Origin of the sequence: Actinoplanes sp. NPDC026670, assembly GCF_040638175.1 — a bacterium.
Taxonomy (GTDB): domain Bacteria; phylum Actinomycetota; class Actinomycetes; order Mycobacteriales; family Micromonosporaceae; genus Actinoplanes.
In genome coordinates this window covers 46,366-67,894 of the sequence record NZ_JBEZXU010000052.1, presented here as the reverse complement: position 1 = coordinate 67,894, position 21,529 = coordinate 46,366, and the positions used below count along the sequence as shown (strand labels likewise).

At 69.0% G+C, this 21,529-nt stretch carries 8 protein-coding genes; 1 reads left to right on the top strand and 7 read right to left on the bottom strand.

What is annotated here, in order from left to right:
- Nucleotides 1-9: 9 nt before the first annotated feature.
- The 3 genes from AB0E94_RS37355 to AB0E94_RS37345 are packed head-to-tail and all read right to left on the bottom strand — an operon-like array spanning nt 10 to nt 5,481.
- Nucleotides 10-2,982, bottom strand: a complete 2,973-nt coding sequence (locus AB0E94_RS37355) for a Z1 domain-containing protein (protein WP_360336304.1) — start codon at nt 2,980-2,982, stop codon at nt 10-12.
- Complete coding sequence (locus AB0E94_RS37350) at nt 2,975-3,958, bottom strand: PD-(D/E)XK motif protein (RefSeq protein WP_360336302.1); 984 nt, start codon at nt 3,956-3,958, stop codon at nt 2,975-2,977. Before AB0E94_RS37350 ends, AB0E94_RS37355 begins: the two co-directional genes overlap by 8 nt.
- A complete protein-coding gene (locus tag AB0E94_RS37345; RefSeq protein ID WP_360336300.1) occupies nt 3,955-5,481 on the bottom strand; it encodes an ATP-binding protein in 1,527 nt (508 codons plus the stop codon). The genes AB0E94_RS37350 and AB0E94_RS37345 overlap by 4 nt, the downstream gene beginning before the upstream one ends.
- Before the next feature lie 420 nt (nt 5,482-5,901).
- Between AB0E94_RS37345 and AB0E94_RS37340 the strand changes: the two genes are divergently transcribed.
- Entirely contained in the window at nt 5,902-11,556 is a 5,655-nt protein-coding gene (locus AB0E94_RS37340) for a DUF4011 domain-containing protein (protein WP_360336298.1), read from the top strand.
- A gap of 16 nt (nt 11,557-11,572) precedes the next feature.
- Here the strand turns inward: AB0E94_RS37340 and recD are convergent, their stop codons facing one another.
- The 4 genes from recD to AB0E94_RS37320 are packed head-to-tail and all read right to left on the bottom strand — an operon-like array spanning nt 11,573 to nt 21,385.
- A complete protein-coding gene (gene recD / locus AB0E94_RS37335) occupies nt 11,573-13,315 on the bottom strand; it encodes an exodeoxyribonuclease V subunit alpha (protein WP_360336296.1) in 1,743 nt (580 codons plus the stop codon).
- Nucleotides 13,312-16,560: a UvrD-helicase domain-containing protein gene (locus AB0E94_RS37330; protein WP_360336295.1), complete on the bottom strand. Its 3,249-nt coding sequence runs from the start codon at nt 16,558-16,560 to the stop codon at nt 13,312-13,314. The genes recD and AB0E94_RS37330 overlap by 4 nt, the downstream gene beginning before the upstream one ends.
- Nucleotides 16,560-19,844 carry an exodeoxyribonuclease V subunit gamma gene (gene recC / locus AB0E94_RS37325; RefSeq protein ID WP_360336293.1) on the bottom strand — a complete coding sequence of 1,095 codons (3,285 nt, stop codon included), beginning with the start codon at nt 19,842-19,844 and terminating at the stop codon, nt 16,560-16,562. Before recC ends, AB0E94_RS37330 begins: the two co-directional genes overlap by 1 nt.
- A gap of 50 nt (nt 19,845-19,894) precedes the next feature.
- On the bottom strand, nt 19,895-21,385 hold the full coding sequence (locus tag AB0E94_RS37320; RefSeq protein ID WP_360336291.1) for a sensor domain-containing diguanylate cyclase: 1,491 nt from the start codon (nt 21,383-21,385) through the stop codon (nt 19,895-19,897).
- Between the last annotated feature and the right edge of the window lie 144 nt (nt 21,386-21,529).

Sequence of the window (21,529 nt, the reverse complement as noted above, 5' to 3'; positions counted from 1 at the left end):
ACGGCAGATTCACGATTTGCCAGCTGGACGCCGAACCGGCTTGGCTTTTGTCGCAGGTATGTCGACGGTGGCCTCGCCCTTTCGGCCTTTGACTGTCCATTCGATCACCGGTTTCCCGTCCGGGGTGGCGGTAGCCGGTGCGACCAGTGAGGTCAGGACCACGAGGTTGCTGGGATCGAGCTTCTCCTCGACCGCGGCGGCGGGTGGCTCGGCGGTGACGTAGACGAGCAGCGCGCCGCGGTGTCCACGCGGATGACGCAGTTGGTCGGCAACGGGATCATCGACTTTGGTCGTCATGCCGGCGATGCGTTCCAGCGCGGCACGGTGCTTCGGGTCGCTGCCGGAGAAGTCGGAGCGGTCGAGGCGGCGCACGCGGGTGATGATCTGACGCTCACCAAGCCCCGGGAGCGTATGAACGGCGCCCTTGGTCAAAGTCGGCCAGACCACCAGCATGTCCTCGATCTGCCCGCGCTCGACCCTGTCCCGGTAGAAGTTGATGACCGGGTCGACGACCTTGCGTACGTTCGGATGCCAGCGCAAAGCTGTCAGCGCCTCGATGAACGCTTCGCCGTCGACCGTCCCGACTCGCGCCTTGAAATATGACCGAAGCTCAGGTTCGTGCCGGCTTCGCGCGGACACGAACGCTTTCTCCTCTGTCGCTGCGGCGAGCAGGGGCAGCAGAGCCTCGTAGTTCGCGCGGCGGCCGCGGTCGTCGTCGGCCGGGCCGTAGTAGTCCTTGAGCCGGCCCGAGTCGCCCATCGTGTGGACTATCGCGTTGAACATCTTGCTCGGTGCGGTCGGCCGTAGGTACGGCAGGTGCTGGCTGACGATCGGCGGCACCTGCCACGGTTCCAGGATGTCCTCGTACTCGCGCAGTCTTTCGCGGAAGGCCATCTCGTCTCGCATGAGTCCTTCGAATGCCTCATAGAGGTCGACACGCTTGTCAGCGTCGTGGGGGTCGCGCCGGATGAACAACCGGACCAGGTCCCGGTAGCCCGGCCGGAAGCCGAACCACCGGCCGGCCTGCATCATGGTGTCGCCCTGAAGCGCCTTTCGCGTGTAGAAGGAGACGGTCAGCCCTTCGACGGTGAAGCCGCGGCTGAGTTTTGCGCCGCCGATGAGGACGCGCCACACGCTGTCGCGGTCGAAATCGAGGGCGTATTTCTCGGCCTCGACCTCGCTGTTCACGACCATCACCGCATCACCTACCGCGGTGATCCGGCTGAGGGCCACGCCGAGTGGCTCGATCAGTTCGTCGAAGGAGCTCGGAACCGGGAACTCACCGGCTCGGGCCCGGCTGACCGGTTCGAAGTCCTGTTCCCAGAGCTGCTGCAACCGGTCCAGCGCCTCCGGCGAGCTGAACGACGCCTCCTTCCACACCTGGCGAACCAACGTGGCCATCTTGCTGTGCTCGGCGGTCTTGGTTGCTTCGTGGATCATCATGGTGTGGTGCCGGTAGCGCACCGGGTGATGCTGCTCGCGGTACACCTTGATGGCGCCGGCCAGCAGGAATGCGTCTATTGCGGCACGGATCTCCTGGCGGCGTTCGTCGTCGGAGCTCGTCGAGTCGTCGTCCGGCGGAGGTCCTACCGGCCGGATGTAGGCGACCTCGTTGGAGGTGGCCGGATCGTTCTTCTCGTCCTCGCTGTTCCAATCGACGTCGTGGAAGTCGGCGACGCCCATGTACTGCGCGGGCCGATCCAGCGCGATGACGAAGTTCTTCGGGAAGATGTCGCTGGCGTCCTCGGGGTCGACGAAGAAGTTGGCGAACGGCGTGGCGGTGTACATCACGAGCTGGGCCCGGGGCAGGCGTTCGAGCAGGCCCGTGATGGCCTTGTTGATCGCGGTGCGTTCCTGGGTCTTCCACGGATTCTTGGTGTTGATCGAGGCCAGATCCGACTCGTCGTCGATGATCAGTGCGGGCAGTTCGTTGAGGCTCTGCTTGAGCGGGGCCAGGTCGTCGGCCAGCTTCTGCAGCACTTTGTCGTTCTTCTTCACCACGACGAGCCGTACGTCGGCGGTTTTGAGATTGGCCGGATCGTAGAACGGCTTGCCGGGATCGCTGCGGTGCAGTTCCATGCTGGTCAGGCCGTGTTTGAGCCGCATGTAGTCGTCATTGAGCAGGGTCAGGCGCTTGATGACCGGATAGCCTTTGGCCTCGAAGTCTTCGCCGTGCTCCACGAAGTTCTTGTTGAGCCAGTCGTCGTCCCCGGCGTAGTCGAAGTCGGTCGACGCCTCGCTCTTGATGCCGCGGAGCAGGTTCTCCCGGCCGACCAGTTCCCGGTCCAATCGGCGCTGAGTCTGCGACCGCAGGAGTTCGATCGTCCCGGTCATCACGATGATGAGCCGGTATCCGGCATCGATGGCTTTGGCGATGACTCCCGTGAAGTTGGCGGTCTTGCCGCTCTGCACATAGCCGACGACCAGGCCCTTGCTCTGGTACTGGTGCTCGGATGCCGGGTCCGAGATGCGGCCGACGATGTCGGTGGTCGCCTGATCGAGGGCGGCCACCGAGTCGGCCGGCCAGCCTCGCTGGTGTAGCAGGTAGTCACGGTAGTGGGGCCAGTAGAACGACCACTTGCTCTGTCGATCACTGTCGTACCAGGGGTTCCACTTCTCGCTGATCACGGTGGGGCGCATGATCGAGACCGGTGCGATGTGATCGAGCCGGTCGACCACGGGTTGGGGAAGGTCGAGCAGGTCGTAGATCCGGCGGCGGCGTTGCACGGTGCGGGGATCGGTCATGGTCGGCTGGTCCCAGGGCGGGTTCTTGGCGAAGTCCCATTCGGCCAGCGTGATCGCGAGTTCGCGTACGGCCTTATTGTCCTGCTGGTTGTGCTCTTTGAGGAAGGCGAACAGTTCGTCGGTGGTCAGCGGCGTGTCCGGCCATCGGAATCCGTTCAAGGGTCCCAGCAGGGGCATCGGCCCGGAGTTCCGGAGACCGCCGACCGCGGACAGCAGAGCGGAGTTCAGGTCAGCCATGGTGGTCTCCCGTGAGGAAAGCGTGTGCCGGCGCCGGGGGTGTCTCTGGAGTCAGGTTCGTCAGATCGACGGTGTAGCTCGCGCCGACGATCAGCTCGGGACGAGGACAGGCGCTTTTGATCATTTGGCGGTTGAGTGACGGGAAGTCGTCGTTCACCGGGAAGGCGGCGGGTATCGTGCGCAGTCGCCAGGGTTCCCGGTAGAGCGCGCGATCACGTTCGCGCCAGCCCGCCATGCCGAGAGCCTGGTCGAGCGTGGAAGCCGCCGGCCCGGCCGCAGTCCGCACATCGTCGACCAGTTGCGCCAGACTGCGGCCGCTCTCGCTGGTCGCTGTGGTGAGTTGCACCGAGATCAGCCACAGTGCAGCGCCGGGAACGGGATCGAGTTGGTCCAGGCCGCTGATGGTGTGCCGGCGGCGTTCGGTGCGGGTGGTCTTGATCTCGCAGGTGAAGGTGTGGAAGACGAAGTCGTGTTCGTTGGCGGCGTGGCCTTTCCATGATTCGACGGCTGTGGCGGGGCCGAGCTGCCGGAGGCACGATTCCAGGAAGAGCATTTCGCCGTAGAGGCCGACCTGTCTCTCGGCGGACAGGGCGCCGGCCCGTGCCAGCAGCGCGCCGAAGGTGGACAGCGCCGTGCCGACGGCGGCCGGGAACGGCAGGCCGTCCTGCTGGATCAGGTCGGCGATGTCGCTGATCAGCAGATACGCCTCGTACTCGTTGTCGTCGTACTGGACGACGATTTCAGCCCAGCGGCTTCCGGCGTCGTCGACGACGGACGTGCGGACGTTCTCGTAGCGTGCGACGTCGGGAGCGTCCGTCCCCTGGTAAGGCGTGCGTAGCGACAGTTCGTGCCGTTGCGGCTCGAAGTCGATCCGGCAGGACGGTTCGCCCGGCACCGCGATGGCTGCGGGTACCCGGGCCAGGTAGTCGGCGAGCCCGTCGCGCGACAGATGCCGGTCCCGGGTTGGGGCGGTCATCGTGACCCGCCATCGCGATATCGGGACTCGGCACGGATGGCGGCGGACAGAATCGCCGACCAGACCTCCAGCAGGTCTTTGTCGCGTGGCCCCCACACGCTGCCCTTGAAGTGGTCCTCAGTCAGCAGGAACATGAGTGTCTTCACCAGCGGTGCGTCGCTCAAACCGATGTTCCCGCCGGTCAGTGCTGCCCGGTATTGCTTGTTCAGGTTGATCACCCGGGCTGCGCGGTCGAGTTCGAAGAACTTCTCCGGGGCCATCGAGTTCCAGCGGATCTCCACCGGGCCTTCCTCGGCGCGTAGCGGTACCTCGGCGCGGATGACACGCCGTACCTCCTCGTGCAAGCCCTTGGAGGGCTCGGCCATCGGCCGGCGGCGGTGCTGCCGGCGCCGGGATTCGGTCAGGACCGATTCGGCATGGGTCAGATAGTCGGTGAAGGTGCTCTGCTCGCCGCGGTGGTCGTGTACGGCGTGTGCGATGGCTGTCTGGAACTCGTGCGTGAACAGGACTCCGCTCTTCTCCGGGTTCAGCCGGATCAGGTCGGCCACCGCGGCGAAATCGTCGATGACGACGCGGGCGAGGGCCCGGTCCTTGTGGTTGGCGGTCACGTGGTTCCAGCCACCCGCCTGCAACAGGCGATCACTGCGGTAGAGGAAGAAGCCCTGGAACTCGGCGCCGTCCCGGCCGTAGAGGCGGAATTCGGGACCGTTCAGCTTCGTCGGGAGGATGTGGCAGGTCAGATCGACGCGACGGTGGCCGATGGTGGCGGTCAGTGTTCTCGGATAGCCGTCGATCGCCGTGGCACGATGCCCGAACGGGTCGATGGGCGTGATCGGTTCCGGGATACCTGCGCGCGCTTGCGCGATGTCGAATACATCCAGGTCGATCCGCAGGCGGCGGGATTCGAGTAGGCGGTGGTAGATCAGGCCAAGGTGCAGGCGAAGCCGTGTCTTGGTTTCTTCCAGCCAGTGGGTGAGCCCGGCGTGGGAGGTCTGCGGGAACCGGGTGTCTGCCCAGTGCACCACGGTTCCGGTGGTGGCGCCGATGCGTTCCAGCATGGCGTGCAGACCGTCGCGGACCGTGGCGGGATCGATCACGTCACAGCCGTAGTCGCGTTGCACGTCGTTGCGCCGCAGCCGGCGGCAGTGCGTCTTGCCGGATGCCGGCCGGGTGGCCAGAGTCAGCGTGTCGGCGTGACTGAACGACGCCGCCTTCAACCCGATGCCGAAGTGGCCCTGATCGTGGTCGCGGTACGCGCGCTGCCGCCCGAGACGCATCGCCTCGTCCGCCTGGGGGCCGTCCATGCCCCGGCCGTCGTCCACGATGCGTAAGCCGATGGGTTGCCCATGATCGGTGTCGAAACGAACGAGAACCCGGGTAGCGCTCGCGTCGATGCTGTTGTCGATGAGGTCCGCGATGGCCGATTCGATGGTGTGGTGAGTGCCCAGGCTCTTCACCAGACCGGGGTCGGGTTCGAGGATCTTTCGTTCCAGGACGTCGCCCTCGACGTGAATCGAGCTCACAAACCGACTGTAGGTGCAGGTCCAGCGCGCTGGCCCGGGTTGGCCAAATCAGCGGCCGGGCCTGATACATCGAGTGGCCGGACCCGTGCCGGGCAACACCGATATCGCTTCGGAGGCGTTGCCGTTGGGTCACGCTGGGTGAGTCCCGCCATGTCGGAGAAAGGAACCGGCGTGAACAGTGGCGTTTTCGAGCCGGTGAGGCTGGAAGCTCGCGGGCTTGCCGTACATCTGTTCGTGCAACCAGCCATCAACCTGGCATTGGTGCACAACCGGGTTCCGGTGGTTCGTCAGTTGGAGATCCAGAACCTGGGGCCGGAAGCTGCTGAGCGACTTGAGGTAAGACTCGACATCGAAGGCCCGGCCGGACCGCTCAGTCAGCCGTGGCAGGGTGTCGTCCCCCGGGTTCTCCCAGGTACTACGGTGTGCTGGGACGACTTCGCCGCACTCAACCCGGACATCGGTGTCCTCCGTGGCGCGAACGAGGCTTTCCCGGTCGACTACCGGCTCAACGTCGCTCGTCACGGGCATCCGGATCTGATAGCGAGGATTCCCTCGCTCGCTCTCGCCCACGACGAGTGGTTCAACAATCCGCTGCTGTTCGACTCGCTGGCCGCCTTCGTACAGCCCAACATGGCGGCGGTCGACGCCATTCTGCGCGCGGCCGCGCAGATCCTGGTCATGACCACCGGATCGGGTTCGATAGACGGCTACCAGAGCGGAATGGGCCGGGCCGCCAACATCGCGGGCGCGATCTACGAGGCGCTTCGGCAGGCAGGAATCCATTATCGAGACCTGCCGGCATCGTTCGAGAACAGCGGCCAGAAGATCCGGACCACGGCAGCGGTCCTGGACGGCCGCCTCGGCAACTGCATCGACCTGTCCGTCACCTATGCCGCCTGCCTGGAACAAGCCGGGCTGCGGCCGTTGATCTGGCTGCTCAGAGGGCACGCGATCGCCGGCTTCCTGGCGTCCGAACAGCACCTTCCGACGACGGTGGTGACCGAGGACAACTTCCTCATCTCCATGGTCGAGTCCGGCCGGGCCGTTCCGGTCGAGTTGACCGCGGTGGGACCCGGAGCGCGGTCGCTGGACTTCCCGGCGGCGGTGCAGACCGGTGTCGGCCACTTCCGCGACGGCCGCTCCCGCGTGCTCGGCGCCATCGACATCCATCAGGCCCACCGCAATGGCGTACGCCCCCTGCCCGCGCAGGACCCGGCGCCGCCGCCACACGCGCCACATGGCGGCTCCGCCCCACCCACCACGCCCTCCATCGGCCTCCCGCCCGGCGCGGCGCGGGCCTGGGCCGAGGAACACACCGCCGAGGAGGCGGCGCCGGAGGAACGAGACGACTCTCCGCTGCGGATCCAGCAATGGAAACGTTCGCTGCTCGACCTCAGCCTGCGCAACCCGCTGCTGAGCCTTCCGGCGCGAGGCAAAGGACTCGACCTGCACGTGCCCGCAGGAGCGCTGGCACTGCTCGACGACATCATCCACGCCGGCAAGCGCCTGGAGATCGTGCCTCAGGACCAGATCAGCCACCTCGAGGAACTGGCCGGAGCACGACGTGCCGCGCATCTCGATCCGGAGGTGATCACCCGGCAGCTCCGCGACGATCGCCGGATCTTCGGCGCGGTGGACGAGAAGCGTTACCGCACCGTCATGCGTGGTCTTCAGCGTGACGCCCGCACGATGGAGCAGGAGACCGGTGGCAACTACCTCTACCTGACCATCGGCACCATGGTCCATCCCAAGGCTCGGGGAGGCGAAGCGCACGCACCGTTGTTCCTGCTGCCGGTACGGATCGAAGGCGGTGCCGGGCGTCTCGCGTACCACCTGGTCATCGACGGATCGCAGATCGCGTCGGCCAATCAGTGCCTGGTCGAATGGCTGCGTGTCCGGCACGGTGTGCAGATCGCCGAACTGGAGCGCCCGATCCGTGACGAGTCCGGGCTGGACATCCCCAGGACTCTGACAGCGATCCGGGAGCACCTGGTCCGGAACCGGCTGAACTATCGCGTGGACGAGATCGCGAGTCTGCGTCTGCTGCAGTTCTCCACCGTCCAGCTCTGGCGTGACATGCGCGATCACTGGCCGGTCTTCATGGCGAGCCCGGTCGTCCGTCATCTGGTGGAATCGACCGGGGCCACCTTCGACGACCCGCTCGGCGACCCGGCCGAGGTCATCGTCGACGAGAGCCGGCTGCATCTTCCGATCCCGGCGGACGGATCACAGATGCGGGCCATCGTCACGGCCGAGCGCGGCTACTCGTTCGTGCTCGAAGGTCCACCCGGCACGGGCAAATCCCAGACGATCACCAACCTCATCGCGACCGCCATCACCTGTGGCCGGTCGGTGCTGTTCGTGGCGGAGAAGCAGGCCGCCCTGGAAGTGGTCAAGAGCCGGCTCACCTCGATCGGGCTGGCACCGTTCACCCTCGACCTGCATGGCCGGACACAGTCGATGAACGCCATCCGGGAACAGCTGTACCAATCACTGGAGCAGACGGACCGAGGCGACAGCACCGCCTGGACCGCGGTGGAGGCCGGCTACCGCGCCAAGCTTGCTGCGCTCGCGCGGTACCCGGAACGACTCCATACCCGTAACGGCGTGGGTCTGACAGCCTGGTCCGCGTTCGAGTCCGTGCTGGTCTACGGCGACGGCGCGACAGCGACGGTGCCGCCCGGATTTCTGGAGACGCCCGTCGCGGACCGTGAGAAGGTCGAGCGTGACCTGCAGGATTTCGCGGCCGTGGCACCGTCGGCCCAGTTGCGGCGCCACCATCCCTGGGCGCTGAGCGGCTCGCGTACCGTCGACCTCCTCGACCGCGCCACACTCCAGGCCGTAGCGAATGAACTGGAGAAGGTACGCGCTGAGGTCGCGAACCGCCCGGAACTCGCTGCCTGCCTCAGGCGCCTCAGCGATCCCGGCTTGCTGACAGCTTTTCAGCCGGCTGCGCATCTGGCGGCAGTAGGGCAGTTACCGAGCCATGCGGCCACCCGGCGAGCATGCGAACCCGGCTGGGACGATCAGGTCGCCGGGCTCCACGCCGCCCTCGTCCAGTTCCGCCGGGACCATGATGGTGAGCTGCGGGACTTTCAGTTCGGTCGCTTCTCCGTACCGGAACTGACCGAGTGGCTGGCGGAGGCGCACAGCGCGGCCAAGCGGTTCCTCGGCCTCGGCAAACGCAAAGCGTTGCAGCGCGTCGCGGACCGTCTGGCGCCGTTCACCCACCCGGGTGTGGCGGTCGATGCCGATCAGGTCGCACAGGTCATCACCAGACTGTTGCTGATGCTGGATCGGCTCGATCGTCTGCGAACCCATGCGGAAGGACTCGGCGGGCTCCGGCTGCCGCCCGGCTGGCCGGCCGAGGTGCATCACGCGGAAGCGCAACTGTCGGTCGCCCATCAGGCAGTGGTGACAGGCCGTGCGCTGCTTGTCGAGCACCCGGACTTCTGGAACGTTCTCGCCGCCGGCTCCGGCCCGGCCGCCGCGCACCTGTTCCACCATGTGCTCGCCAACTGGACGGCGTGGCGGACGGCGCTGCACAGCGACCATGCGGACTTCGCCTTCTGGGCCGGCGAGCTGGGCTGGTACGAGTCGTGGCAGCGCGACGGCGCGACGTGGCAGTCAGATCTGGTTCGTGACGGTCTTCTGGCCCCGCACCGCTGGGCGGCCGTGCTGGCCAGCACGGACTCGTTGCCCCACACGGGGCTCGGTGCGTTCCGTGAGCAGTTGTTGCGGGCCGAGATCCCGGCGGATGCGGCCGAACACGCGTACCGGCGTGGTGTCTCCGTGACCGCCCTGGCCGAACGACTACGAGCCGGAGACCTCGAGTACTTCGATCCGGAGGTGCACGACAACGAGATCGCGCAGTTCCAGAAGGCCGCCGCGAAGTTGCGTGCCGCGCTGCCGGAGCACCTGCCGTCGATGCTGGTGGAACGCCGGCCGTTCCGGCCGGGCGAACGCCGCGGCCGCGTCGCGGAGCTGGCCACCGAACTGCGCCGCAAGCGCGGTGGAAAGTCGTTCCGGGAGTTGTTCACCGAATACTCCGATGCGGTCCTGTCCTTGACGCCGTGTGTTCTGGTCAGCCCGGCATCGGCGGCCACCTTCCTGGCGCCGGACGCAGCCCGGTTCGACATCGTGATCTTTGACGAGGCGTCACAGATCACGGTGCCGGAGGCGATCGGGGCCATGGGGCGAGGACGGTCGGCCGTCATCGTCGGAGACTCCCGGCAGATGCCACCGACGTCCACCATGCAGGCCTCGGGCGCCGACGACGACCACCCGGCCGAGGACGATCCGGTTCCCGAGGATCTCGACAGCATCCTCAGTGAGGCCGTCGAGTCGGGCCTGCCGCAGCGCTGGCTCTCCTGGCACTACCGCAGCCACGACGAGTCACTGATCGCCTTCTCGAATCGCTACTACTACGACAGCAAACTCTCCAGCATGCCGTCACCCGGCGTGGCCGAGACCGCCGGCGTGCACTGGCGCAGAGTCCCCGGCCGATACGAGCGCGGTGGCAGCCGGACCAACGAGGTCGAGGCGCGTGAGATCGTCGCGGAGATCTCGCGGCGGCTGCGTGCCCCGGCGACCCAGTCTTTCTCGATCGGCGTCGTCACCTTCAACCTCCCGCAGCGCGACCTGATCCTGAACATGCTCGAGGAGAACACTGACCCGCTGATCCGCGACATGATGTCCGACAGCCGGCGTGAGCCGATCTTCGTCAAGAACCTCGAGAACGTTCAAGGCGACGAACGCGATGTCATCCTGTTCTCGCTGGCGTTCTCCACCGATCCGGAAACCGGTCGCCTGCCACTGAATCTCGGCCCGCTGAGCCGAACAGGCGGCGAGCGGCGATTCAACGTCGCGATCACCCGGGCCCGAAGGCAGGTCGTCCTGTTCGCCTCGTTCGACCCGGCCGACATCGACCTGGCCCGGACCTCGTCGGTGGGCACGCAGCATCTGCGGGCGTACTGCGAGATGGCCGCCGCCGGGGTGGAGAGCCTCGGAGATCTGTCGACGACCCGGCGACACCATCGCGATCGGATCCGGGACGAGGTGGCCGCCGCCATCGAGGAGCGGGGGTTCGAGGTCACCACCTGTCACGGGCTGTCGGACTTCACCGTCGACATCGCCGTCCGTGCGGCCGGCGCCACGCGTTGGCAGGTCGCGGTGATGCTGGACAGCCCGCAATGGAGCCGGCGTCCCACAGTGGCCGACCGCGACGACGCACCGGGTCTGCTCAGCGCCATCATGGGCTGGCCGGAGGTGGTGCGGTTCTGGCTGCCAGCATGGATCCGCGACCGCTCACAGGTTCTCGACGCCATCGCGGGCGCGGTCGATCGTGCCGCTGCCGAAAGCCTTCGGCGGCTGGCGGAAGCACCGCCTTCTCTGCCTTCTCCGCCTTCGGCAGACGAGCATGCCGCCGTGGAAGCCCCTCTGCCGGACGAGGATCCGCTACTGCGGTCCTGGGGCGAGGAACCTTCGGAAATGCCGGTCATCTCGGGCTCCGGATGGTCGGACTTCGTGCCGTACTCGCCGACACCGCTGGGTCAGCGCACCGACATCGACCTCATCGACAGCAGCCCAGCCATCCGGGCCGCTGTCCGTGCCGCGATCGACCAGGTGATCGCAGCTGAGGGACCGGTGGAACAGCAGCGGCTCGCACGGCTGGTGCTGGCCCGGTTCGGGTTCACCAAGGCACACGCCGACCGGCGCGCGGCGGTACTTGCCCTGGCCGATCCGGAAACGTTCCGCAGCAGCCAGGCCGGCGTCTTCGCCTGGCCGCCGGACCTCGACGTCCAATCCTGGCGCGGATACCGCCGCACCGTCCAGAGCACCGACCGGGCCATCGAGGACATCGCACCCGAGGAGATCGCGAACGCTGCCTACAGCGCGCTGGCAGCGCGGGCCGGGATGGGGGAGCCGGACCTGCTGCGTTCGACTCTGGAACTGCTCGGGTACCGCCGCATGACCGAGAAGATAGACCGGCTGCTCCGGTACGGGCTGGAAGTCGGCCAGGTCACCGGAGCCCTGATCAGAGAAGACGACGGCTCGTATCACGCCGAGGTCTGACACCTGACCTGGCTCGTCAGGCGACACCCAGGCTCTCCCGCAGGCCGCTCGCCCGGGCAATTGGCCGCTGCACCGCCACCCGCACCGCGTCCTCGCTGCCCACCACCCGCAGGCCGGCCTTCGCGCGGGTCACCGCCGTGTAGAACAGCTCCCTGGTCAGCAGCGGTGACGTCGAAGGCGGCAGCAGCAGCGACACCCGGTCGAACTGGCTGCCCTGACTGCGATGCACCGTCACCGCGTAGAGCGGCTGTGCCTGCGACAACCGCGACGGAGCCACCGACACCACCTCGTCACCACGGGCGAAAACGGCCCGCAACCCGTCAGCGGTCTGCACGATCACCCCGGTGTCCCCGTTGAACAGGCCCGCCTCGTAATCGTTCGCTGTGATCAGCAACGGACGTCCGGAAACCGCGTCGCCATACTCGGGCAACCCCAGCCACGCCGCCACCTCGGCGGTCCACCAGGCGACCCCGAACGGGCCACGCCGATGCGCACACAACAACCGGTGCGCTTCCAGACTCCGCAACGCCCGTGACGCGTCGCCGTCGGCAGCGGCCTGCGCAACGGCCCGCAGCGACCCGGCCACCTCGTCCCGCAGACCGGCACACTCCGTTGCCGGCGTCTCGACGAACTCCAGCTGCGCCCCACCTGCCCGCAACAGCCCGACGGCCGCGTCCGCGTCTCCGCCACGCACCGCAGTCGCCAGCGCCGCCAGGTCCCCGCCGAACCGCCAGGTCCGGTCCAGGGTCACCACCCCGTTGGTGACCGGAGCCGACACCCCGAGCGCTGCCAGCGAGGCATGAAGCTGCGGCTCGGGAAGTCCCGGAGCAGCCACGATGTCGCCGAGCACGGCCCCGGCCTCCACGGACGCCAGCTGTCCGGGATCACCGACGAGGATCAGCCGCGCGTCGGGACGGACAGCGTCGATCAGCCGCGCCATCAACGTCAGCGACACCATCGAGCTCTCGTCCACCACGACCACGTCAAACGGCAGCCGGTGCGCCCGATGATGCCGGAACCGGGTCCGGGTACCCGGCTGCCGCCCCAGTAGCCGGTGCAGCGTCGAGGCCCGCAGCCCGGCGATTGCGGCCCGATCCGGCTCCGGCAGCAGTGCGGCGGCTTCCCGTACCGCTTCGGTCAGCCGGGCCGCGGCCTTCCCGGTCGGGGCCGCCAGCGCGATCCGCAACGGCTCCCCGGGCTGGCCGCGCAGCACCGCCAGGATCCGGGCGACAGCGGTGGTCTTCCCGGTCCCCGGCCCGCCGGCCAGCACCGACACCCACCGCAGCGCACTGACCGCGGCGGCCAGCCGCTGCCGGCCCGAGTCGTCGTCGAAAAGCCGGTCGAGATCAGCACGCAGACGAGACGGGTCCACAGAAGGCGGGTCGGCCGCGCGCAGCTGCAACTGGCGGCGGATCAGTTCCTCCTCCCGCCAATAGCGATCCAGATAGACAAGCCCGTTCACCAGCCGCAGCGGCCGCCCGGGCGAACCGTCCCGCGACACCATCGGACTGCGCGCGCAGGCGTCCAGCCACGCGCCCGGCTCGGGCCAGGGCAGCCCACCCGCCTCGAGGACGGCCACGGTCTCGCGGACCGTGGCCAGGTCGACGCAGACCGCCCCCTGCCGCAGCGCCCGTACGGCCAGGGCCGCCGCGAGTTGCACGTCCTCGTCGGGTTCCCCGCTGAGCTGCCCGATCCGCCGGGCGGTGTGCACATCAGCTGGTTCTAGTACTTCGGACGCATCGAAAGCAGCGATTGTCATAGCAGATCCGACAATTCGGCGATCAGTTCGTGTGGCGGTTGCCAACTGAACACCCCGTGTCCCGGCGGAGTTGACGGCCCGCACATTCCCCGCAGGAACAGATACAGCACCCCGCCGCATCGCGCACCCGGCTGCCGCCACCGCAGATAGCGGTGCAATGCCACCCCGTACAGCAAAGCCTGCAAGGGGTAATGCGCCGCGATCATCGCGTCGGTCAAGGCAGCGGGCCGGTAGTCGGCGGCGGTCAACGGTGCCGAGAATCGGCCGAGACGGTTCGACTTGTAGTCGACGACCAGAAAACGCGGCCCAGGCAGCCGCAGCACCGCATCGATGCTGCCGGTCAGATATCCCCGCAGCACCTGCGGCCCGATCTCCCGCATCCGCGGCACGTAGGCCGAGAGCGGATCGTCCGGATCGAGATGCCGTTCGAGGCAGTCGGCGACATCATTCAACGTCGACGACCGATCGGGTACGCCGGACGCCTGGTCCCCGCCCCCGAGCGGCAGTTCGAACTCCAGTTCGTCGAGCCGGTCCCGCCGTCCGAACCCGGTGAGTGCCCGCCCGTCCGCCAGCGGCCCGAGCGGTGTCCGCAGGGCGGGTGCCAGCGCCTCGGCCAGGGTCTCCGGGCTCACCGGCAGCCCCGGCAGCCCGGCGGCACAGGAGGTCAACTCGGCGACCAGGTCGGCGGCAGCGAAGTCGCACTGCTCCAGAAGCGAGTGCAGCAGCGTCCCGAACGCGGCCCCGGCCGGCAGGTCACCCATCGGTGACGGCATCGCCGCCTCCGGCTCGTCCGGGCTGTCGACGACCGGGGTGACGGTCTCGTCGGAGACAGCGGAGTCGGGTGCCTCGCTGTCCACGCCGGGATGATCGTGCTGCCCGGAGGTGAGCCGCGAGTAGGAGGTCCGCCGCCACTGCAGGTCGAGCCGCCGGTGGAAGGACGCCACCGACAGCGAAGGCCGCGACAGCACCGGCGTCCGCCTGCGCGCCGGTGCCACCGTCGCGACCTGTTCCACCGCGAGGTCGGCCGAGGCGAGACCGCGTAGGTGAGTCAGCGCGTCGTCATCGGCCGGCACCGGATACTCCGGCGCCGGGTTCTCGCCGTCGCCCGGCCGCCCGAACAGCAGCCGGTGCAGCGCCGACGCCTTGGTGTTGGCGGTCGGCGCCCACCATGCGACGACCCGGCTCGCGGCGCGGGTCAACGCCACGTACAGCAGCCGCAGGTCCTCGCCGTCCTCCTCGTCACGGTGCCGGCGCAGGGCTTCACGGGAACCCGCCCCGCCGACGTCCAGCACCCGCGCCCCGCTTGCGTCGTGCAGGCGCAGCAGGTCGGGCTGCGCGACGAACCGGTCCCACCCGAACGGCAGCAGCACCACCGGATACTCCAGGCCCTTGCTGCCGTGCACGGTCAGGATCTGCACCGCATCGGCATCCGACTCCAGCCGCCGGCTGCGTTCGACGCTGATGTCCAGTGGCGCGTCGCCGATCCGGCGGCGCAGCCAGTCGGTGACCGCTGCCAGCCCCAGATCGCCGTCGACGGCAGCCGCGTGCAGAGCCATCCCGACATGCCGCAGATCGGTGAGCCGGCGTTCCCCGTGGTGAAGAGCAAGAAGCCTTTCCGGTACGCCGGTGGACGTGACCGCTTCCACCAACGCTGCCATGCCCCGTTCGGCTGCGAGCGCCGCCCAGTGCCGCAACGTCGTGCCGAGCCCGTCGAGTTCCGTGTCGCTCGCTTCGGCGAGCCGGGTGGCGGACCAGCCGACGATGCCGGTCAGGGCGGCTGCCGCGACCCGTGCCCGGCGGTGCGGCTGTTCGAGACCTTCCAGCAGTGCCAGCCAGTCCCGGCCGGCTTCGGTCCCGAAGACGCTGGTGGTCCCGGCCTGTACCGCGGGAACTCCGGCTTCGGACAGAGCCTGCTGGACCAGGGCGCTCTGTCTGTTGGTCCGGACCAGGACGGCGATGTCCCCGGGCACGACCTCCCGCTCCGTGATCATGGCGGTGATCCGGGCGACCAGGTCGGTGACGATCGTGTCCCGGGCGTCGGCGGCAGCGACCAGTCCGGATTTGTTCAGGGTGAACCCGTCGCGGCCGAGCACCCGGATCAGGAACGGCGGACCGGGCAGCCGGGTGCCGGTGTGTGCCGCGCTCACCGGCCGGACCGTGATCCGGTCGTCGCCGAGCGCGGCCCCGCCGAACACCCTGGCGAACGCCGCCAGCAGCCCCTGATCGCTGCGCCAGTTGGTCGCCAGGCCCGCGTGCGCCGGCGCATCACCGGCGGCCGACAGATAGCTGACCACGTCGGCGCCACGGAACGCGTAGATCGCCTGTTTCGGGTCGCCGATCAGCACCAGCGTGCGATGCCCGTGAAACGCGGTGCGCACGATCGTCCACTGCACCGGGTCGGTGTCCTGGAATTCGTCGATCATCACCACCGCATAGCGTTCCCGCAGACGGCGGCAGGCCTCCGGCCCACGGATCGGATCGGTGAGGGCTGCGGCCAGTCCGGTCAGCAGGTCATCGAACCCGGTCAGCCCCCGTGCCCGCTTGCGGCGGTCCACTTCGGCACGGACCGCCGCAGCGAACCGGCACCGCACGTGCGCTGCGTCGTCCGGATCACCGTCGGCGGGTTCCAGCCGGGCCTGCCCGTCGGCGACCGCCTGCCGGGCCACCGCCAGGGCGACGTCCAGGCCGAAATGCGGGTCAGGGGATCCGGCAGTCGCATATTTGCGCAGATAGAGATCGTCGGCCACCTCGGTGACCAGGTCGTCCAGATCGTCGACCAGCATCGCGGCCGGATCGGTGTCGGCGGCGATGCCCAGATCGGCGAGAACCTGCCCGCAGAACTGATGAGTGGTGGCGATCGTCGCCGCGTCGAAGTCGGCGATCGCGGCGCCGAGCCGGCCCCGGCGCCGGGCGACCTCCTCGCCAGCAGCGTCGGCCAGCAGCGCCGCCACCGGGTCGGCAGCGCGCCGGGCACGCGCCGGTTCGGCCAGGGCGCGTTCGGTTGCGACCAGGCGTTCGCGTACCCGGTGGCGTAGTTCGGCGGTAGCCGATCGTCCGAAAGTGACCAGCAGCAGGCGTGGCAGTTCGGCCCGTCCTTCGGCGACATACCTGGTGGCCAGCGCGGCGATCGTCCAGGTCTTCCCGGTGCCCGCGCTGGCCTCCAGCACGGTGGTGCCTTCCGGCAAAGGGCCACAGACATCAAACCCCGCGACTCCGGTACGCCCCCCGAGCGCTGTGGACGACATCAGAGGTGCTCCATCCGCTCGGCGCCGATCAACGGTCGCCAGAGACGTACCGCCAGTTCACCGAACCGGGTCGGCTCGGACCCGCCGGACGACGGCGCGGCCAGCAGCGTGTCGAGGGTCGCCTCCGGACCCCACACCAATTGGTGGGCGGCGTCGTCGGACTCGCCCCCGAACGAGAACCGGGTCCATTCGTTGCGTGCCTTCGCGTGCGCGTCGTCCACGGTTCCGCCCGCCGTCCGGCAACCGGCGTAGGCGTGCGAGGACTTACCGGCCAGCGGCAGCGGCTCGCGCAGTCCGGCGTCGGCGATCGCGACCAGGTCGCCGAGCACCCGGGCCGCGGTGGACGGGTCGATCGGCCCGGCCACCGCCTGCGCGGGCCGGCCCTGTCGTCCCCGGCCGACGGTGACCGCCCGCCACGCGGTCTCCGGCCGGGCCACGGTCAGGGCGAGCAGGTTGAGCCAGGCTCGGAGCCGGTGTTTGGGGGCGATCCGGGAGAACGCCACCGTCAGCAGCACGTCGCCGTGCAGGTCGCCGATCGTGCCGGTCAGCAGCCGCCCGTCGTCGAGGGTGATCGCGATGTCCACGGCCTGGGCTTCGCTGCGCCGGTGGGTCAGGGCTGCGGTGGCGAGGGGTTCCACCTCGGCCGCGAGGGAGTCCAGCAGACGGGTGCCGAGCGGGCCGGGCGGCACGGTTCCCCGCCGCCACTCCGCCTGTACGTTGCGTCCCAGGTCACCGCCGTCCAACAGAGCCCGCAGCAGCCGGTCGCCGACCGCCCACCGTTGCAGCGCGTCCAACTCGACGGGCAACCTGTCGGCCGGCTCGTCGTCCGAGCTCGACAGGATCAGGCCGAGGCGGCGCCGGGCGAAACCCCGTACCGGATGGGCGAAGAAGGTCTGCAGATCGGCCAGCTCGACCGTCTCGTCATCGAGAGCGGCCAGCGGGCCGGGAAGAAACGGTGGCTCCGGCCTCCGGGCGTCCGTGGCGGCCCTCGCCCCGGCCAGCGCGATCGCGTCGAAACTGAACGGGCCGGCCGTGCCGAGCACACCGCTGTCGAAGTTGCGGATGTCGAACGGCTGCAACGGATGCCGGGTCACCACCTGCTCGCGCAGCGGGTGACCGTCGGCGGTGCGTGCGGTGCGGTCGAGCGCGTCGAGGAGTTCGCCGAGCGGCACCGCCGGCGGTCGTGGCGTGTTGGTTCGCTCGTCGGCGCCCGAGTACAGCAGCACCAGCGTGCCGGTCGCGGCCATCACCGCGTCGAGCAGCAACTGCCGGTCCTCGCCGCGCGGATCACGCTCGCCCACACACGGGTCGCGGCCGAGCACGTCGTCGCCGTCGCGGCTGGCGCCGCGCGGGAACACGCCGTCGTCGAGCCCGAGAACGCAGATCACCCGGTGCGGGACCGACCGCATCGGCACGAGGGTGCACATCGTCAGATCACCGGTGCGGAAGTTGGCGCGGGTCGGTGTGCCGCGCAGAACCCCGTCCAGCAGCGCACGGACGTCGGACAGGCCGAGAACGATCCGCTCCGGGGCGTACGCTCCGATGTCGGCCAGCACCTCACTCAGCTGGGTTCGCTGCCATCGGTCGGCGTCCGGCACGTCGGTGAGCAGGTCGGTGGTGGTCTCGATCGCGGCGAGCCAGTCGCCCGGCGAACGCCGCCCGGAGAACCCGGTGAGCACCCCGCGTAGCCGTTCGACCAGTTCGGCCAGGCGACCGGCCAGGTCCACGTCACCGGAGTCCATGTCGTCCAGCGGCAGCGCGGTGCCCAGCCAATGCGGTCCGTCCTCGCTCATCGCGACTCCCAGCAGGATCCGGTCGAGCCCGGCGTCCCAGGTGTTCGACCGGACCGGCACCTCGAACCTCGCCCGATGGCCGGCGTCGAACCCCCACCGCACGCCCGAATCGGAGACCAGCTCACCCAGCCGATCCAGATCGTCGTCGTCGAACCGGAAACAGCGCCGCACCGGAGCCATCGCCGCCAGGTCGAGCACCTCGGCCGCCGTCACCCGCCCATCGGCCAGCTCCAGCAGGCGTGCGATCACCCCGAACAGCGGGTTCACACGGCGCAGTGCCCGGTCGGCGAGCCGCACCCGGAGCCGATGCGCAGGATGAACCGCGTCCGCGCCGAGCCCGAACGAGGCGGAGATCAGCGGCGCGTACACCTCGATGTCCGGGCACATCACCAGCACGTCCCGCGGTTCCAGATCGGGATCGGAGGCCAGCAGCCCGAGGATCACCTCGCGCAGCACTTCGACTTGGCGGTCCGGGCCGTGGCAGGCGTGCACCTGGACGCTGCGGTCGTGACGTGCCGCCACCGGCAGCGACGCCGGCGGCGGCTGGTCGGCGGCGATCGCCTGCTGCAACCGGCCGAGCAGCGTGTCCGGAAACGGCGCCGCCGGGTGGTGGACGCTGTCGGCCGGGCCGAGCGTCGTCTGCAATTCACGGACGTCACGGCCGAGAGATGCCAGCAGGGGATGCCCGGTCAGGTCGTTCGCGCGGCGGCGCCGGTCGTCCGCCGGGTGCGCCCGCAGCCGCTCCCACAGCGCGGGCGACGGATGGGGGAGCCATACGTGCACGTCCCGGCCGGCGCCCAGGGCGGCGAGCAGGTCGGCGTGGGCCGCCGGGAGCCGGGTCAACCCGAAGATCGACAGCCGCTGCGGGAGATCGGAGGTCGCCGGGTTCTCGCGAAGCCTCCGGCAGGCCGACTCCAGTCGTTCGGCCGGTCCGGGGCCATCCATCCGCTCGCCGAGGCGTCGCCACAGATGTGCCTGCCAGAGCAGATCGTCCGGGAGGCGACCGTCGAGCCCGTCCTGGTCGTCGCCCGCCGACCAGGCCCGCAGCATGCCGGGACGATGCGCAGCGTACGAGTCGAACAGGGCGGCCAGGCGGCGTGCGGTGGCGTACCGGCGGCCGTGGCGAACCGGATCGTCCTCGCCCGCGCCCAGATAGGCGGCCAGCGTCCGGCACCACGACTCCGGCATGCAGTCGTCGATGACCTCCAGCAACGGCCACACCAGCCGGTCCGGGCGCCACGCGCCGTCACCGCCACCGGCCTGATCCATCAGGTCGGCGAACGACGGGAACAGCACGTTCGCGCAGATCCCGTCCTCGCCGGCCGACACGCCCAGACGATGCGACAGCCGCTGGGCGAGCCAGCGCTCCACACCCCGTGACGACACCGCGACGATCTCCGGATCGAACGGATCCCCGGTCGGCTCACTGAGCACGCCGGCCAGCGCGGTGGCCAGCCGGTCGGTGCGCTCGGCCCGATGCAACATCAGCATGACAGGCCCAGCTTCGGCGATCACGGTTGCAGGCGCGGCGAAACACCGGATCAGCTGCCCGTTGTCGCCCGGTCGTCGCCGGCCAGCGCCCAGCCGGATTCCTTGGCTCGTTTGGCCTGGTACATCGCCACGTCGGCCCGCTGGAGCAACTCGTCGGTTCCGGTGACATCGGGGCCGGACAGCGCGATCCCGATGCTGGCCGTGGTGCTGAGCGTCTTGCCGCCGACGGCGACCGGTTCGGCCAGCGCGTGCAGGATGCGGGTGGCCACGGCGACGGCGTTGTCCGGCAGGGTGATGTCGACCAGGACCACGGCGAACTCGTCGCCGCCGAGTCGGCCTACCGTGTCCGCTCCCAGCACCGAGCGTTGCAGCGCGTTGCCGGCCGCGATCAGCATCTGGTCGCCGGCTTCGTGCCCGTACGTGTCGTTGACCGGTTTGAAGTCGTTGAGATCGATGAAGAGCACCGCGAGCCGGTGGTCGGCGGGCAGGGTCGCCAGCGCCTGATCGAGTGCTTTCAGGAACGCGCCGCGATTGAGCAGGCCGGTCAGCACGTCGTGTGCGGCCTCGTGCTGGAGCAGGTCCTGGAATTCGCGGCGCTCCGTGACGTCGCGATGGCTGATCACCAGGCCGCCGACCGCAGGGTTGGCGGTCAGATCGCGAAGAGTCACATCGTGCCAATGCCAGGTGCCGTCAGCATGCCGGGTCCGCACCTCGGTGCGTTGCTCGGCCGCCCCGGAACCCGGGAACGCCAGCAGAGCGGCCCGGTCATCGGGGTGGATGAGGTGGAAATAGTTGGTGCCCACCAGCTCATCGGGCTGGTAGCCCATGACGGCCAGCGCAGCCGGGCTCACCGAGTCGATCACACCTGTCACGTCGACCACGTTGATCACATCGCAGGAGTCCTGCACCAGGGCACGGTAGCGCTCCTCGCGCCGTCGCAACTGCTCGGCCGCCCGTTCCTGAACCTCCGCCACCTCCACCTGGGCACGCCTGACGAACCGCCAGTAGGCGAGCTGCACGGCACACATCGCCAGCACGAAGACCGCGTGCAGCAGGGCGAAGTACACCGGATGAGCCCAGGCCCGCGGATCGGAGAAGACCAGCGTGGGTACGACCAGCCCGACCAGCATGTGATGGACCGCGACCAGGGCCACCGACAGGACCAGCGCCAACCACTCCTGGTAGAGGCTGATCAGCCCGAGCACCACGAAGAACGAGAAGTGCAGGTCGGTCAGGCCGCCGCCGGCGTGCACCAGCGCTGACGAGCCCAGCAGCAGCCCCAGCGACACCACGATCGCCCCGGCGCGCCGCGACTTGATCAAGGCGGCCAGGACGGCGCAGGCCAGGGTGGCCGCCACCATCGACCAGACGATCGCCGCGCCGAGCGTGTGCCCCGCATGCGGTTGCCCCACGCGAAGCGCGATCCAGTTCTGGAATGCGGCGGCCGCGACGATCACCGGCAACAGCATCGTGAGGACTGCACGCAAGGCCCGGTGCCGGGCGGCGAAGGTCCCGTCCGGAAGCCGAATGTCAGGGATCACCCTGTCGATCCAGGCCGTCACGCCACCCCGATCGGACAGGATCGTGCCCGGCTGAGCCGAATCGCCGGGCGAACTCGGCCGGAGCCGGAGCGGAGGCCTGCTTGAGCCGGGCTTGATCAACGGCGGACATGCTGGTCAGGTCAC

Excerpts from the sequence above, each read along its gene's own strand:
- AB0E94_RS37355 (WP_360336304.1), bottom strand. The coding sequence starts at position 2,982 with ATGGCTGACCTGAACTCCGCTCTGCTGTCCGCGGTCGGCGGTCTCCGG.
- AB0E94_RS37350 (WP_360336302.1), bottom strand. The coding sequence starts at position 3,958 with ATGACCGCCCCAACCCGGGACCGGCATCTGTCGCGCGACGGGCTCGCC.
- recD (WP_360336296.1), bottom strand. The coding sequence starts at position 13,315 with ATGACAATCGCTGCTTTCGATGCGTCCGAAGTACTAGAACCAGCTGAT.
- AB0E94_RS37330 (WP_360336295.1), bottom strand. The coding sequence starts at position 16,560 with ATGTCGTCCACAGCGCTCGGGGGGCGTACCGGAGTCGCGGGGTTTGAT.
- recC (WP_360336293.1), bottom strand. The coding sequence starts at position 19,844 with ATGCTGATGTTGCATCGGGCCGAGCGCACCGACCGGCTGGCCACCGCG.